Origin of the sequence: Neorhizobium sp. LjRoot104, assembly GCF_964253725.1 — a bacterium.
In the GTDB taxonomy this organism is placed as follows: Bacteria; Pseudomonadota; Alphaproteobacteria; order Rhizobiales; family Rhizobiaceae; genus Neorhizobium.
The window spans coordinates 1,179,820-1,192,200 of the sequence record NZ_CAXURS020000002.1 but is presented as its reverse complement, the minus strand read 5'-3'; the positions used below and the strand labels follow the sequence as shown (position 1 = coordinate 1,192,200).

Sequence of the window (12,381 nt, the reverse complement as noted above, 5' to 3'; positions counted from 1 at the left end):
GTGTTCCCAGATGATTATATTTATATTTGCAGCAGGTCGAGCCGGCTTTATGGGTAGTTTTCCACAGCCCGGAAGGCGGCGGCAAGGTCATTCGCGTCGAGCATCCGCTCCTGGTTGACCATGAAGGGGCTTTTTGCGCATCGGGCGGCAAGGCTTTCGATCGCCCCATCGCCGATATCCGGCATGCCAAGTGCCGAAAGCCGGCGTGGCATGCCGACCTCGTCGTAGAAACCGAACAGTGTCTGGATCTCATCTTCCGGCCGGTCTTCGGCGATGGCCTGCACCAGCGTGCCATAGGCGGCATGTTCACCATGCAGCGAGTGTTTTCGAACGGGTTCGATCGCTCCGAACTCGGTAGCGACGGCGTGGGCGATGGAGAGGCCGGTGTTTTCGAAGGCGACGGCGCTGACCCAGAGGATCGCCTCGACGACGGCTTCGAGATCCGCCGTCACCTCGCCGGTACCGGCCACCCGCATGGCGCCGGGACCATGTTCGAGCAGCATCCGGTAGCAGATGTCTCCAAGCATCACGCCCACCTTCAGAGGCCGCGTGCCCTGCTTGGAAAGGCCGGTACCCTTCCAGGCGCCTTCGGTCTCGAATTTTGCGGTCAGCGCGTCGCCGATGCCGCTGAGCAGCAGACGGGCGGGGGCCTTGGCGATGATCGCCGTATCGACGATCACGAAGGCGGGGTTCTGGTCCATCTGCTCGACTGCGATCATCGTGTGCTGGTCGTCGTAGATGACGATACCACGTGTCGAGGGGGCGTCGGTGGAAGCGGCCGTCGGCACGCTGATGAAGGGCAGGCCGGTGCGACGCGCCACGCCCTTGGCGACGTCCAGGGTGCGGCCGCCGCCGATGCCGACCACCACTTCGCCGCCCCCGGCGCGCACCAGTTCGGCGAGGCGGTCCATTTCCCTGTAGGTGACGTCCGCATCGAAGGGGATGACGGTCGGTGAAATGTCCTGCCGGTTCAGGGACGCGGTCAGATCCGCTCCGATATGGGGAAGCACGGCCGAATCACAGATCGCCACGACCGAACGGCCGAGGGTCGCGGCCTTTTCGCCGAGCTGGCTCAGGGCATACGGGCCCTGAATATAAAAGGCCGGCGCCCGGAATATACGCGTCATGACTCCCCCCGGAATGCTGTAGCGTCGAATGCTATACAACATTATCAAAGGAAATGGGAGTTTAGCCGAGGTCGTATTGACCTGGCGGTCGTATATCCGGCTTGGAATTCAAACCAGATCTGCGAGATAGGTGTTTTCCGCCCGCGACTGCGCGTAAGCCGCCGGGTCGATCTCGGCGATGATCAGGGCCTCGCCTTCGGCAGGCGCCTCGGCGATCAGCTTGCCGTCCGGAGCCGCAATCCGCGACAGGCCGGCATAGGCGAACAGATCGTCGGAGCCGGAGTGGTTGATATAGGCGACAAAAACCTGGTTCTCGAAGGCGCGGACCGGGATCATGTGCTCGGCGATGAACTTGCCGGACCAGCCGGTCGGCAGCGCCGTCGGCACGACGACGAGATCGGCGCCGCCCTTTGCCAACTGGCGGACGTTTTCCGGGAACTCGACGTCGTAGCAGATCAGGAAGCCGAGCCGTAGGCCGCCGAGCGTCACCAGGACTTGGCGGCGGTCCTCCTGAGCGAACCATTTGCGTTCATAGGGGCCGTAGAGATTGCATTTGCGGTAGACAGCCGTCTGGCCCATGCCGTCGGTGAAGAAGGCGCTGTTGAATGTGTTTTCGAAGGTCTTTTCGGCAAAACCGACGACGATCGCCAGACCGTGCTTGGCGGCGATTTCCGACAGCCGGTCGGTGACCGGCCCATGGGCGGGCGTGGCGAGATCGGGGAATTTTTCCGCCGCCCCATACCCGGTGACCGCCAGTTCCGGCGCGATCAGCAGCTTGACGCCTTGGGCGGCGGCTTCTTCGGCCGCGGTTTCTATCCTGGCGAGGTTGGCGTCGATGTCACCGACGACGGGCTGCATCTGGAAACCGGCGATCTTCATGGGCTTGTTCCTTTAGCGCTCGTCCGACATGGCGCCGAGCAGTTTCGGCAGGTCGCCGAAGCGGGCCACAAGACCGAAGACCACCGCCGCGATGACCAGGAACAACACCGTCACCGCGGCCATGGTCGGCGTATAGCCGTAGCGCAGCGCGTTGAAGATCTTGATCGGCAGGGTTTCCATGGTGAAACCGACAGTCATGTAGGCAACGATATATTCGTTCAGCGACAGAACGAAGGCAAAGGCATAACCGGAGACGAGATAGGGCAGGATCAGCGGCAGCACGACGGTGCGGAACACCACCCGGTCGTCGGCGCCCATGGTGGCGGCTGCTTCCACCAGCGAACGGTCGATCGCCGAAAAACCAAGCGACAGGGTGACCAGCGGCAGGGTGACGAAGAAGATGCCGTGGCTGATCACCGCCGTCCAGGGCTGGCCGTAGAAACCGGTCGTCGCCCAGAAGGTCAGGAGCCCGAGTGCGGTGATGACCGGCGGCAGGGTGAAGGGCGCGACGCCGAGAAGCTGGAATATATTGGCCCAGGGCGCGATCCGTCGCCACAGGAACCAGGCGAGCGGCAGGGCGATCAGCAGCGCCAAAAGCGCCGAGGAGGCGGCAAGCGTCAGCGAGGCGATCAGGGCATTGCGCCATTCGGCATTGGTGAAGATCTGGCCGTACCAGGAGAGCGAAAAACCCTGCGGCGGGAAGGCGAGCGTCTGGCGTGCATTGATCGAAACGCCGGCGACGACGATCAGCGGCAGGGCCAGGAACAGGCCGACGACGAAGAAGAACAGGCGGCGCAGTGCTATCATTTCGCTTGCCTCTGCTGTCCGGCATAAAGCGCAAGGCCTACCAGCGCCAGCGACACCAGCACCAGGAAAACGGCCATGGCGGCGGCGAACGGCATGTTCGACTGATAGATCGCCTGGTCGGTGATCAGCACCGACAGCGTCCAGTGCTGCGGTCTTCCGAGCAACTGCGGCAACAGGTAGGAGCCGAGCGCGAAGATGAAGACCATGATCAGCGTCGCGAGAATGGTGTTGCGCAGTGCCGGCACCACGACGGTGAAGAAGGCTTTGACGGGCGAGGCGCCGAGCGTGCGCGCCGCTTCCGTCAGCGTCGGGTCGAGGCGCACCAGCGCCGGATAGAGGACCAGGACCGTATAGGGGAAAGCCTGGTAGGTCATGGCGGTCATGACCGCGCCGAAACTCGGGGTCAGCGCCTGCGGCTGGGCCATCAGCCCCAGCCAGACGAACAGGTTGGTGATGCCGGCGGTGCGGGAAAACAGCGTCGACCAGGCAAAGCCGATCATCACCTCCGACAGCGACAGGATGGAGAGCAGCGCCACCAGCCAGACGATCTGGATCCTCCGGGCCGAACGGGAGAGCAGATAGGTGAAGGGGATGCCGATCACCACGCAGGCGACGGCGACCGCGACGGCGAGGAACAGCGAAAACCCGAGCACCTTGCCGAAGAACAGGCTGAGGAAGCGGGCATAGTTATCGAATACGAAGGCGGGTGTATAAAAGCCGCCCTGTTCGCGCTGGAAGAAGGATACGGCGATCATCGTGGCGAAGGGCACGACGAAGAATACGGTCAGCATGCCCGCCGGGAAGAAGAGCGGCCCGTAATCGGCAAGGCGCTGCGGCGGTTCGCGTCTCATCTGGCGAGCACCACGCTGGTGGCGGGATCGAGCCTTATGCCTACCCTCTGGCCCACCGAGACATCCGGCCGGTTGCGCGGCGAGGAGACGGCGATCACCTGGGCGCCGCCAGCCTCCACGAAGGTTTCGATGGCGCCGCCGAGATCGCGGATGAAGGTGACGGTGCCGGCAATCGCGCCGTGGCCGGGGGCGGTGAGTTGCACGTCTTCCGGCCGGACCGACAACAGGCCTTTTGCCGCACCGGTGGGTAGCGCGATACCTTCGACCATCTCTCCGAGCACGCTGGCGCGGCCGGCGCTATCGGCCTCGACGGGCAGGAGGTTGGTCTGGCCGATGAAATCGGCGACGAAACTGTCGGCCGGGCGGCGATAGATGTCGACCGGCGCTGCCGCCTGGCGGATCTCGCCGCCATTCATGACGACCACCGTATCGGCCATGGTCATCGCCTCGCGCTGATCATGGGTAACGACGATGGTGGTGATGCCGAGCCGCTGCTGCAGCTGGCGCAGCTCCACCTGCATCGCCTCGCGCAGTTTTGCGTCGAGCGCCGAAAGCGGTTCGTCGAGCAGGAATAGCTTTGGCGAGATCGCGAGCGCCCGAGCGATCGCCACGCGCTGCCTTTGGCCGCCGGAGAGTTTTGCCACGGAACGATCTGCAAAGCCGGGCAGGTGGATCATCGCCAGCAGTTCATCGACGCGCTTATTCTGCACGTCCTTGGCCACCCCGCGGATGCGCAGGGAATAGGCGATGTTTTCGCCGACCGTCAGATGCGGGAAAAGCGCCAGCGACTGGAAGACCATGCCGAGATCGCGCCTGTGGGTCGACACGGCGGTGATATCGGCCCCGCCGAGTTCGATCGAGCCGCCGGTCGGAAGGTCGAGACCGGCGATCATCCGCATCAACGTGGTCTTGCCACAGCCGGACGGCCCGAGCAGGCAAACGAACGTGCCGTCGGGTACCGAAAGGCTCACGTCGTTGACGGCCGTGAAGTTGCCGAACTGCTTCGTCACATGCTCAAGATTCAATCCGGACATTCGGTCTCCGCGCTTCTTTGGGCGGTTGTAGATAGCATGAATTGCCCCTCACCCTAACCCTTTCCCCGCTTGCGGGGAGAGGGGGACTTGCCCTACCGCACGTCATTGTGGCGGAAACGGTTGCGGCATATTCCTTCTCCCCGTCAGGACGGGGAGAAGGTGGCGGCAGCCGGATGAGGAGCAGCCCAGAGGGCAATCACCCCGCGATCATCTCCGTCCACTTCTGGTTCAGGAAGTCGGACTTGGTCTGGTAGAGATCGTAGCGCGGGATGATCGGCTCGATATCGGAGGAGACGGAAGCGAATTCCTCCGCGGTCAGGTCGAGCAGGTCGCGCTTGACGGTCGGGGAGGTTCCGACCTTGCGCGACAGGGTCGCCTGGATGGCCGGCTGGCACATGTAGTTGATGAACGTGTGCGCTTCCTCGGTCTTCTTCGAGGCACGCGACAGCGCCCAGCAGCCCGAATCCTGGATACCGCCTTCCTTCGGGAAGGTCGAGCGGACCGGGCTGCCCTGCGAGGCGGCAAGGCCGGTGACGTCGTGATAATACTGGCCCATCGGGATTTCGCCCGACTTCAGCGCCTGTTCGAACTGCGCCTCGTCCCGATACCAGAGACGGACGTTCGGCTTCACTTCCGACAGCTTTTCGAGCGCCTTGAGGATGCCCTCGTCAGTATCGAGCGCCTTGGTGCCGCCCATGAAGGTCTTGGCGGTCACTTCCAAGAGGAAGGAGTTGGAAACCAGCGCGAGCAGGCCGAGCTTGTCGGCATTCGCCTTGTCCCACAGGGCTGCCCAGGAGGTCGGTGCTTCCTTGTAGGCCTGCGTATTGGTGACCAGCGTAATGTACCAGGAGACGGCGCCGATGCCGGCAACCTTGCCGTCCGGATATTTGTTGACGAAGTGGTCGATCAGGTTCTTGGAGTTCGGCAGCTTGGCAGGGTCGAGCGGCGCCCAGAGTTTGGTCGACTGGCCCTTCAGCATCGCAACCTGAGACATCATCGAGACGTCGGCCGGAGCGGCACCCGCCTTGGCGGCCTGTTCGAGCTGAACCAGCCAGGCTTCGCCGGTCGGCTCGGCGACCGATTCGATGGCGATGCCGGTTGCCTTGGTGAAGTCCGGGAAGATGTTCTTGTCAAACGAATCCTTGAAGAAGCCGCCATAGACACCGACCTTCAGCGACTTGTCCTGGGCGCGCAGCACCGAGGGCATGGCCAGCAGGGAGGCGCCGGCAAGGCCGGCACCGAGCACGCCGCGGCGGCCGAGTTTGGCGTTCAGAATGTCACGCATGGTTTTCTCCTTTGTTTTTAGGCCCGCCGGTGCTTTGCCGGCTGGCGAGTTCCCTTGTTGTCTGCAGTTTATGTCAGGCGCGGCCCTTCACGGAAGGGCTGAAGACCATCAGGCTCAAAATTTCGAACAATATCTGGGCGCCCGCGTGGGCGGTGTTGTTGGTCGCGTCGTATTGCGGCGCGACCTCGACCACGTCGCCGCCGACAATGTTGATGCCCTTGAGACCGCGGACCAGTTCCAGCACTTCTCGGGTGGTGAGACCGCCGATCTCCGGGGTACCCGTGCCGGGCGCAAAGCTCGGGTCGAGGCTGTCGATATCGAAGGAAACATAGGTCGGGCCATCGCCGACGATCTTCTTCGCCTTCTCGATGATCGCCGGAAGCCCCATGCCGGTGACTTCCTCGGCATGGATCACGGTCATGCCGGACTCGTAGGAGAACTCCCAGAGATATTCGGCCGCGCCGCGGATGCCGATCTGGATCGTCCGGGTCGGGTCGAGAACGCCGTCGAGCACGGCGTTGCGGAACGGGCCGCCGTGATGGAACTTGGTCTCGTCGAAAAAGCCGCTCGTGTCGCAATGGGCGTCGATATGGATCATGCCGACCGGCGCCTTTTTGCCGACCGCCTTCAGGATCGGATGGGTGATCGAATGGTCGCCGCCGACCGAGAGCGGCAGCACGCCGGCATCGACGATCTGGCCCACGCGCTTTTCGATGTCGTCATGGCTCATTTCCAGCCGGTAGCGGCTGCGGAAGGCCACGTCGCCGATATCGGCGACGTTGAGCTCATAGATCGGCGCGCATTCCATCACGTGGTTATAGGGGCCGACGCGCTCGATCGTGCGCAGCGCCCGCGGCCCGAAGCGCGAGCCCGGCCGGTTGGTGACGCCGAGATCCATCGGCATGCCGATCATCGCCACCTGCAGGTCGCCGAAGTCCGGGTTCTCCGCATCGAGCGGCCTGTAGGGCGCGTCGAGAAGTGTCGGAATGCCCGCATAGGGCGCGACGCGGGTGCCGGCCTTGTCGAAGATCTTCTCGCCGACTCGTTTGAACTTCGGATCGAAGATCTCGCCGCCGGGGCTGTCGAGATATTTTGCGCGCAGTTCGCCGAGCTTCTTCGCGTCGAATGTCATGATCGCCTCGCCTGTCTGCTGCCCTGTTTGCCAGTCGCTTGTGTGCAGCCTAATTTTTGTTCCGCCGAGCTTGCCGCCCTTGTTTTCATCATTATCCGTCAGGTGCGGGTGGAAAAGCAATTGAGATTGTTCTAGCAATAGCTGTGAGAAAAACTAACACTTAAGATCAATTTGGGATCGATATGAACAACCGGCTGCCGCCTCTCAATCCGTTGCGCGCCTTCGAGGCGACGGCCCGCCGTGGCTCGGTCTCGGCGGCGGCGCGGGAGCTGAACGTCACCCATGGCGCGGTCAGCCACCAGATCAAGGCTCTGGAAGGCTCGCTCAAGGTCTCGCTGTTCGAGCGCGGAGCCAAGCGACTGAAGCTGACCTCCGAGGGCGCCCTCTTGCTGCCCGCCGTCAGCCAGGCCTTCGGTGAGATCGCCGCCGCGACCGCGCAGATGAAGCGGCCGGCGACTTCAGGCGAACTGTCGATCACCTGCGTACCGGCGCTTCTCTCCTTCTGGATCGTGCCGCGCCTCAATTCCTTCACCGAGCAGTTCCCGGGTGTCAGGCTGAAGCTCGCCGCCTCCAACGATCCGGCCGTGCTGCATTCCTCGGATGTCGACGTTGCCGTCCTTTATGGCGATGGCAACTGGCCGGATGCCTGGACTCGGCTCTGGAGCAACCTGCAGCTCTTTCCGGTCGCGAGCCCCACCCTGCTCAACAGCCGGCCGCTACGCTCCATGCGCGATCTTGAAGACCATGTCCTGCTGCATGGTGATGCCGACGGGCGCGAATGGAACACCTGGCTTTCCGCCGCTGATGCCGTCGACCTGCCGCGCCGGCAGCAATATTTCATGGGCGACGCCCGGTTTTCGACGGAGGCGGCGCTGCACGGGCAGGGGATCGCGCTCGGCGACACGATCACCGCCAGCAAGCTGATCGCCCGCGGCGAGCTGGTCGTTCCCTTCGACTTGAGCGTTCCCGCCAACGACGCCTTCTACGTCGCCTGCCGCTCGGCCATGCGTTCGGCGCCGATCGTGCGGGTGTTCATCGACTGGTTGTTCGCCTCGCTGGATGCCGATCAGCTCGCGGAACCGCATACCTCGGCGCGCACCCTGTTGCGCAGCCGCCGCGCCTGATATCTATCGCTCTCTCTATTGTCCGCGGGATCACGAGACGAATGTTTACCTCGCCGTAGAACCCGGCTAAGCGTCTTTCAAAACTTGTCCCCGTTGCTCATCTATTGATTTCCCAGAGTGTCCGATGCTTCGTCGCTTCTTTGCCTATTACCGGCCCTATCGTGGCCTGTTCATCCTGGACTTCGGCTGTGCGATCATTTCGGGCATGCTGGAGCTCGGCTTTCCGATGGCAGTGAAACTGTTCATCGACCGGCTTCTCCTCAGCCAGGAATGGCTGCTGATCCTGCTCGCCTCGGCGGCGCTGCTGGTTATCTATGTGATCAATACCGGGCTGATGGCGATCGTCACTTATTGGGGCCACATGCTCGGCATCAATATCGAGACGGATATGCGCCGGGCGGCCTTCAACCACCTGCAGAAACTCTCGTTCAGCTATTTCGACAACCAGAAGACCGGCCATATCGTCGGGCGCCTTACCAAGGACCTGGAAGAGATCGGCGAAGTCGCCCATCACGGGCCGGAAGACCTGTTCATCGCCATCATGACCTTCATCGGTGCGCTTGCCTTGATGTTCTCGGTCAACTGGCAGCTGGCGCTGATCACCGCCGTCGTCGTGCCGCTGACCGCCTGGGTCACCAGCCATTTCGGCGGCCGCATGACCCACAATTTCCGCCGCCTGTTTCAGCGCGTGGGCGATTTCAACGCCCGCATCGAGGAGAATGTCGGCGGCATCCGGGTGGTGCAGGCCTTCGCCAACGAGAGCCATGAGCGCAATCTTTTCGAACAGGACAACCAGAACTACCGCCGCGTCAAGCTCGACGCCTACAAGCTGATGGCGGCAAGCAGCTCGCTCAGCTACATGAGCATGCGGTTGACCCAGATGGTGGTGATGGTCGCCGGCGCCTATTTCGTGCTGTCGGGCGAACTGACGGCCGGCGGCTTCATCGGCTTCCTGTTGCTGGTCGGGGTTTTCTTCCGCCCGGTGGAGAAGATCAATTCGGTGATCGAGACCTATCCGAAGGGCATTGCCGGCTTTCGCCGCTTCACCGAACTGATCGATACCGAGCCGGATATCGCCGACGCGCCTGACGCGGTCGACGTCGATCACCTCAGGGGCGAGATCGCCTATCAGAACGTCTCCTTCGGTTACAGCCCGGACAAGCCGGTGCTGGAAAACGTCAACCTTTCGATCCACGCCGGCGAGACCATCGCCTTCGTCGGTCCTTCCGGCGCCGGCAAGACGACGATCTGCTCGCTGCTGCCGCGTTTCTACGAGATCGGCTCCGGCAGCATCGCCATCGACGGCATCGACATCCGCGCCATGACAAAGGTGTCACTGCGCCAGCAGATCGGCATCGTCCAGCAGGACGTCTTCCTGTTCGGCGGCACGCTTCGGGAAAACATCGCCTATGGACGCCTCGGCGCCAGCGAAACCGATATTGTCGAGGCGGCACGGCGGGCGCGGCTTGAAGAAATGCTCGCCGGCCTGCCGCAGGGGCTCGATACGATGATCGGCGAGCGCGGCGTGAAACTCTCTGGCGGCCAGAAGCAGCGTGTCGCGATCGCCCGCATGTTCCTGAAAAACCCGCCGATCCTGATTCTGGACGAGGCGACCTCAGCGCTCGATACCGAGACGGAACGCGCCATCCAGCGCTCGCTTGCCGAGCTCTCGCAAGGCCGTACGACGTTGATCATCGCCCATCGTCTCGCCACTATCCAGGGCGCCGACCGCATCGTCGTCATCGACGGCAATGGCATCCTCGAAGAGGGCACGCATCAGGACCTGATCGCCAAACGCGGCGCCTATACCAGGCTTCACGCGGCGCAGTCAGGGATGATGTGATAATGTCCATCGACTGATTCATTGCCGCCGGACCGCATGGAAACTTCGCTTTATCTCCCTGTCAAAACCTTTCTCAAAAGCTTCGGTTACGAGGTGAAGGGGGAGGTGGGCGGCTGTGATCTGGTGGGGTTGAGCGAGACGGATCCGCCCGTCGTGGTGGTCTGCGAACTGAAGCTCACCTTCAATCTCGAACTGATCCTGCAGGCGGTCGACCGGGCCGGGGTTTCGGACGAGGTCTGGATCGCTGCTCGGATTTCGGCCAAGGGCAGGGGCCGGGAGGCGGACAGGCGATATCGCGATCTCTGCCGCCGGATGGGCATCGGCATGCTCGGGGTTTCGGAAACGGGCGAGGTGAGCGTGCTGGTCAGTTCGGTTTCGCCAATGCCGCGCACCAACCCGAAACGGCGCACGCGACTGGTCAAGGAACATCGAAAGCGCAAGGGCGACCCAGCCGTCGGTGGCAGCACGAAGGTGCCGGTGATGACCGCCTACCGACAGCAGGCGCTCGCCTGTGCCTCGGCGCTTGCCGCCGGCCCGCTTCGCCCGCGCGACATGAAGCAGGCGGCACCGACTGCCGGTACGATCCTTCGCGCCAATTATTACGGCTGGTTCGAGCGCATCGAAAAGGGGATCTACGGGCTGACGGATGTGGGGCGGCAGGCGCTGGAGCGCTGGCCGCAAACGGTGTCGGACAAAATCGGCCAGACCCTGCCGAACGATATCGGCGTATAGCCCCTCACGGTCAGGGAAGCCTCTCACGTATTCTCTGCCAGTTGGAAAAGCCGCCCGCCTCGAAAGGCGGACGGCTTTGGGTATCTCTCAAGCGCCGCCCTTACGGCTGCGTGCCGGTGCCGCCGGTCGCACCACCTGCCGGCGGAGTGGCCGGAGCGGGGCTGGCTGCCGGCGGAGCGGCCGGGGTGATCGGTGCCGGTGCGGGTGACGACGTCGAGTTGTCGGTTACCGGCGGATTGGTCGAAGACGTGGTCTGCGGGTCGGTCGAGGAACCACCCATCTGCGACCATACGAATGCGCCGACCAGAATGACGGCGATCACAGCAACCCACGGCACCCACGAAGAACTGCTACTACGACGGACTTCCGTTGCCCGGAGGTCCGGATCGCGGGTTTCGAACTTTCTGTCATTGGGATCAAAAGTCATGATTGCTTCCTCCTTCTGCAGCCGGACAATGCCCTGGTGCGCGTTTGGTTCCCGAATTCGTGAACGACAAAAGCAGACCCTGCCGAATTAAAGTGCAAATTTTTTGGCGCCCACCACGCAGGCAACCACCGCCAATGTCGCCACGAACATGCCGAGACTGACCGTTTCCCCGAGAAGCGCGGCGGCCAGAACCAGGCCGAAAAAGGGTTGAAGAAGCTGCAGCTGGCTTACTCCCGCAATGCCGCCGAGAGCCAGGCCGCGATACCAGAAGATGAAGCCGATCAACATGCTGAACAGCGAGACATAAGCGAGACCGACCCAGGACGTGCTGCCGATATCCGGGAATGAGGTTGGCATCGTGGCGAGCGACAGAGCCAGCATCACCGGCAGGGAAAGTGCCAGCGCCCAGGAGATGACCTGCCAGCCACCGAGCCTGCGCGACAGGCTGGCACCTTCCGCATAGCCCAGCCCGCAGGCGATGATCGCCCCCAGCATCAGGAGATCGCCGACCGAGGAGGCGGCCTCTTCCTGAAACAGCGCGAAGCCGGCAACGATGGCACTGCCGAGACAGGAGAACAGCCAGAAGACGGCCTTCGGGCGCTCTGCGCCCCTCAACACCCCGAAGATCGCCGTCGACAGCGGCAGCAGGCCGACGAACACGATGGAATGAGCCGAGGTGATGTGTTTCAGCGCCAGCGCCGTCAGCAGCGGGAAGCCGATGACGACGCCGAGCGAGACGACGGCCAGCGGCAGAAGATCGGATCGGCCCGGGCGTTTTTCGCGAAAGGCCAGGAGCAGGCATATGGCGAGCAGGCCGGCGATCGTGGCGCGCGCTACGGTCAGGAACAGCGGATCGAAGTCCGCAACGGCAATGCGGGTGGCGGGAAGCGAACCGCTGAAGATCAAAACGCCAACGAAACCGCTGATCCAGCCGCTTGTCGTGTTGTTCATCGAAAGTCTCCTGTTTTCCGGGCAATCCCCGGATGTCTCCCTTGGACGTTCGCCGGTGGCATTCCTTGGGTATTTTCCGGCTATCGGCCGGAAGTCATGGCGGCGCCAGAGACAATGCGATACGATTTCCAGAAACTGTTATGGTTTGTGGAGCAGTACGGTGGATATTGGGGCGGATCGGAAGGGCGG

General features: G+C 62.9%; 12 protein-coding genes. 3 read left to right on the top strand and 9 right to left on the bottom strand.

Annotated elements, in window-relative coordinates; translation table 11 throughout:
• Positions 1-47 precede the first annotated feature (47 nt).
• The 7 genes from ACSQ8R_RS27755 to speB form a co-directional block, all read right to left on the bottom strand.
• Positions 48-1,127 (bottom strand): iron-containing alcohol dehydrogenase, encoded by a 1,080-nt coding sequence (locus ACSQ8R_RS27755; protein WP_436256556.1) that lies wholly within the window; start codon positions 1,125-1,127, stop codon positions 48-50.
• 108 nt (positions 1,128-1,235) lie between these two features.
• Complete coding sequence (locus tag ACSQ8R_RS27750; RefSeq protein ID WP_436256555.1) at positions 1,236-2,006, bottom strand: carbon-nitrogen hydrolase family protein; 771 nt, start codon at positions 2,004-2,006, stop codon at positions 1,236-1,238.
• A gap of 12 nt (positions 2,007-2,018) precedes the next feature.
• Positions 2,019-2,813: an ABC transporter permease gene (locus tag ACSQ8R_RS27745; protein ID WP_436256554.1), complete on the bottom strand. Its 795-nt coding sequence runs from the start codon at positions 2,811-2,813 to the stop codon at positions 2,019-2,021.
• Positions 2,810-3,664 carry an ABC transporter permease gene (locus ACSQ8R_RS27740; protein ID WP_436256553.1) on the bottom strand — a complete coding sequence of 285 codons (855 nt, stop codon included), beginning with the start codon at positions 3,662-3,664 and terminating at the stop codon, positions 2,810-2,812. The genes ACSQ8R_RS27745 and ACSQ8R_RS27740 overlap by 4 nt, the downstream gene beginning before the upstream one ends.
• Complete coding sequence (locus ACSQ8R_RS27735) at positions 3,661-4,698, bottom strand: ABC transporter ATP-binding protein (protein ID WP_436256552.1); 1,038 nt, start codon at positions 4,696-4,698, stop codon at positions 3,661-3,663. Before ACSQ8R_RS27735 ends, ACSQ8R_RS27740 begins: the two co-directional genes overlap by 4 nt.
• Positions 4,699-4,894: 196 nt before the next feature.
• Positions 4,895-5,983, bottom strand: coding sequence for an ABC transporter substrate-binding protein (locus ACSQ8R_RS27730; RefSeq protein ID WP_436256551.1), 1,089 nt, complete (start codon positions 5,981-5,983; stop codon positions 4,895-4,897).
• 73 nt (positions 5,984-6,056) lie between these two features.
• The gene (gene speB, locus ACSQ8R_RS27725) at positions 6,057-7,115 is read right to left on the bottom strand and encodes an agmatinase (protein ID WP_436256550.1); all 1,059 of its coding nucleotides are present in this window, start codon (positions 7,113-7,115) and stop codon (positions 6,057-6,059) included.
• 182 nt (positions 7,116-7,297) lie between these two features.
• On the opposite strand from speB, the gene ACSQ8R_RS27720 reads away from it, so the two are divergent.
• The 3 genes from ACSQ8R_RS27720 to ACSQ8R_RS27710 all read left to right on the top strand — a co-directional run bounded on the left by ACSQ8R_RS27720 (position 7,298) and on the right by ACSQ8R_RS27710 (position 10,814).
• Positions 7,298-8,239, top strand: a complete 942-nt coding sequence (locus ACSQ8R_RS27720; protein ID WP_436256549.1) for a LysR substrate-binding domain-containing protein — start codon at positions 7,298-7,300, stop codon at positions 8,237-8,239.
• A gap of 124 nt (positions 8,240-8,363) precedes the next feature.
• Positions 8,364-10,082 (top strand): ABC transporter ATP-binding protein, encoded by a 1,719-nt coding sequence (locus ACSQ8R_RS27715; RefSeq protein WP_436256548.1) that lies wholly within the window; start codon positions 8,364-8,366, stop codon positions 10,080-10,082.
• A 36-nt stretch (positions 10,083-10,118) separates the two neighbouring features.
• Positions 10,119-10,814, top strand: coding sequence for a DUF2161 domain-containing phosphodiesterase (locus ACSQ8R_RS27710; RefSeq protein ID WP_436256547.1), 696 nt, complete (start codon positions 10,119-10,121; stop codon positions 10,812-10,814).
• A gap of 100 nt (positions 10,815-10,914) precedes the next feature.
• Here the strand turns inward: ACSQ8R_RS27710 and ACSQ8R_RS27705 are convergent, their stop codons facing one another.
• Together ACSQ8R_RS27705 and ACSQ8R_RS27700 are read right to left on the bottom strand one after the other, a co-directional pair.
• Positions 10,915-11,241: a hypothetical protein gene (locus ACSQ8R_RS27705; RefSeq protein ID WP_436256546.1), complete on the bottom strand. Its 327-nt coding sequence runs from the start codon at positions 11,239-11,241 to the stop codon at positions 10,915-10,917.
• 87 nt (positions 11,242-11,328) lie between these two features.
• The gene (locus tag ACSQ8R_RS27700; protein ID WP_436256545.1) at positions 11,329-12,192 is read right to left on the bottom strand and encodes a DMT family transporter; all 864 of its coding nucleotides are present in this window, start codon (positions 12,190-12,192) and stop codon (positions 11,329-11,331) included.
• Positions 12,193-12,381: the final 189 nt, after the last annotated feature.

Coding starts and splice junctions, on each gene's coding strand:
- ACSQ8R_RS27735 (WP_436256552.1), bottom strand. CDS start 4,698: ATGTCCGGATTGAATCTTGAGCATGTGACGAAGCAGTTCGGCAACTTC.
- ACSQ8R_RS27700 (WP_436256545.1), bottom strand. CDS start 12,192: ATGAACAACACGACAAGCGGCTGGATCAGCGGTTTCGTTGGCGTTTTG.
- ACSQ8R_RS27705 (WP_436256546.1), bottom strand. CDS start 11,241: ATGACTTTTGATCCCAATGACAGAAAGTTCGAAACCCGCGATCCGGAC.
- ACSQ8R_RS27715 (WP_436256548.1), top strand. CDS start 8,364: ATGCTTCGTCGCTTCTTTGCCTATTACCGGCCCTATCGTGGCCTGTTC.
- ACSQ8R_RS27710 (WP_436256547.1), top strand. CDS start 10,119: ATGGAAACTTCGCTTTATCTCCCTGTCAAAACCTTTCTCAAAAGCTTC.
- ACSQ8R_RS27730 (WP_436256551.1), bottom strand. CDS start 5,983: ATGCGTGACATTCTGAACGCCAAACTCGGCCGCCGCGGCGTGCTCGGT.
- ACSQ8R_RS27740 (WP_436256553.1), bottom strand. CDS start 3,664: ATGAGACGCGAACCGCCGCAGCGCCTTGCCGATTACGGGCCGCTCTTC.
- ACSQ8R_RS27720 (WP_436256549.1), top strand. CDS start 7,298: ATGAACAACCGGCTGCCGCCTCTCAATCCGTTGCGCGCCTTCGAGGCG.
- speB (WP_436256550.1), bottom strand. CDS start 7,115: ATGACATTCGACGCGAAGAAGCTCGGCGAACTGCGCGCAAAATATCTC.
- ACSQ8R_RS27745 (WP_436256554.1), bottom strand. CDS start 2,813: ATGATAGCACTGCGCCGCCTGTTCTTCTTCGTCGTCGGCCTGTTCCTG.
- ACSQ8R_RS27755 (WP_436256556.1), bottom strand. CDS start 1,127: ATGACGCGTATATTCCGGGCGCCGGCCTTTTATATTCAGGGCCCGTAT.
- ACSQ8R_RS27750 (WP_436256555.1), bottom strand. CDS start 2,006: ATGAAGATCGCCGGTTTCCAGATGCAGCCCGTCGTCGGTGACATCGAC.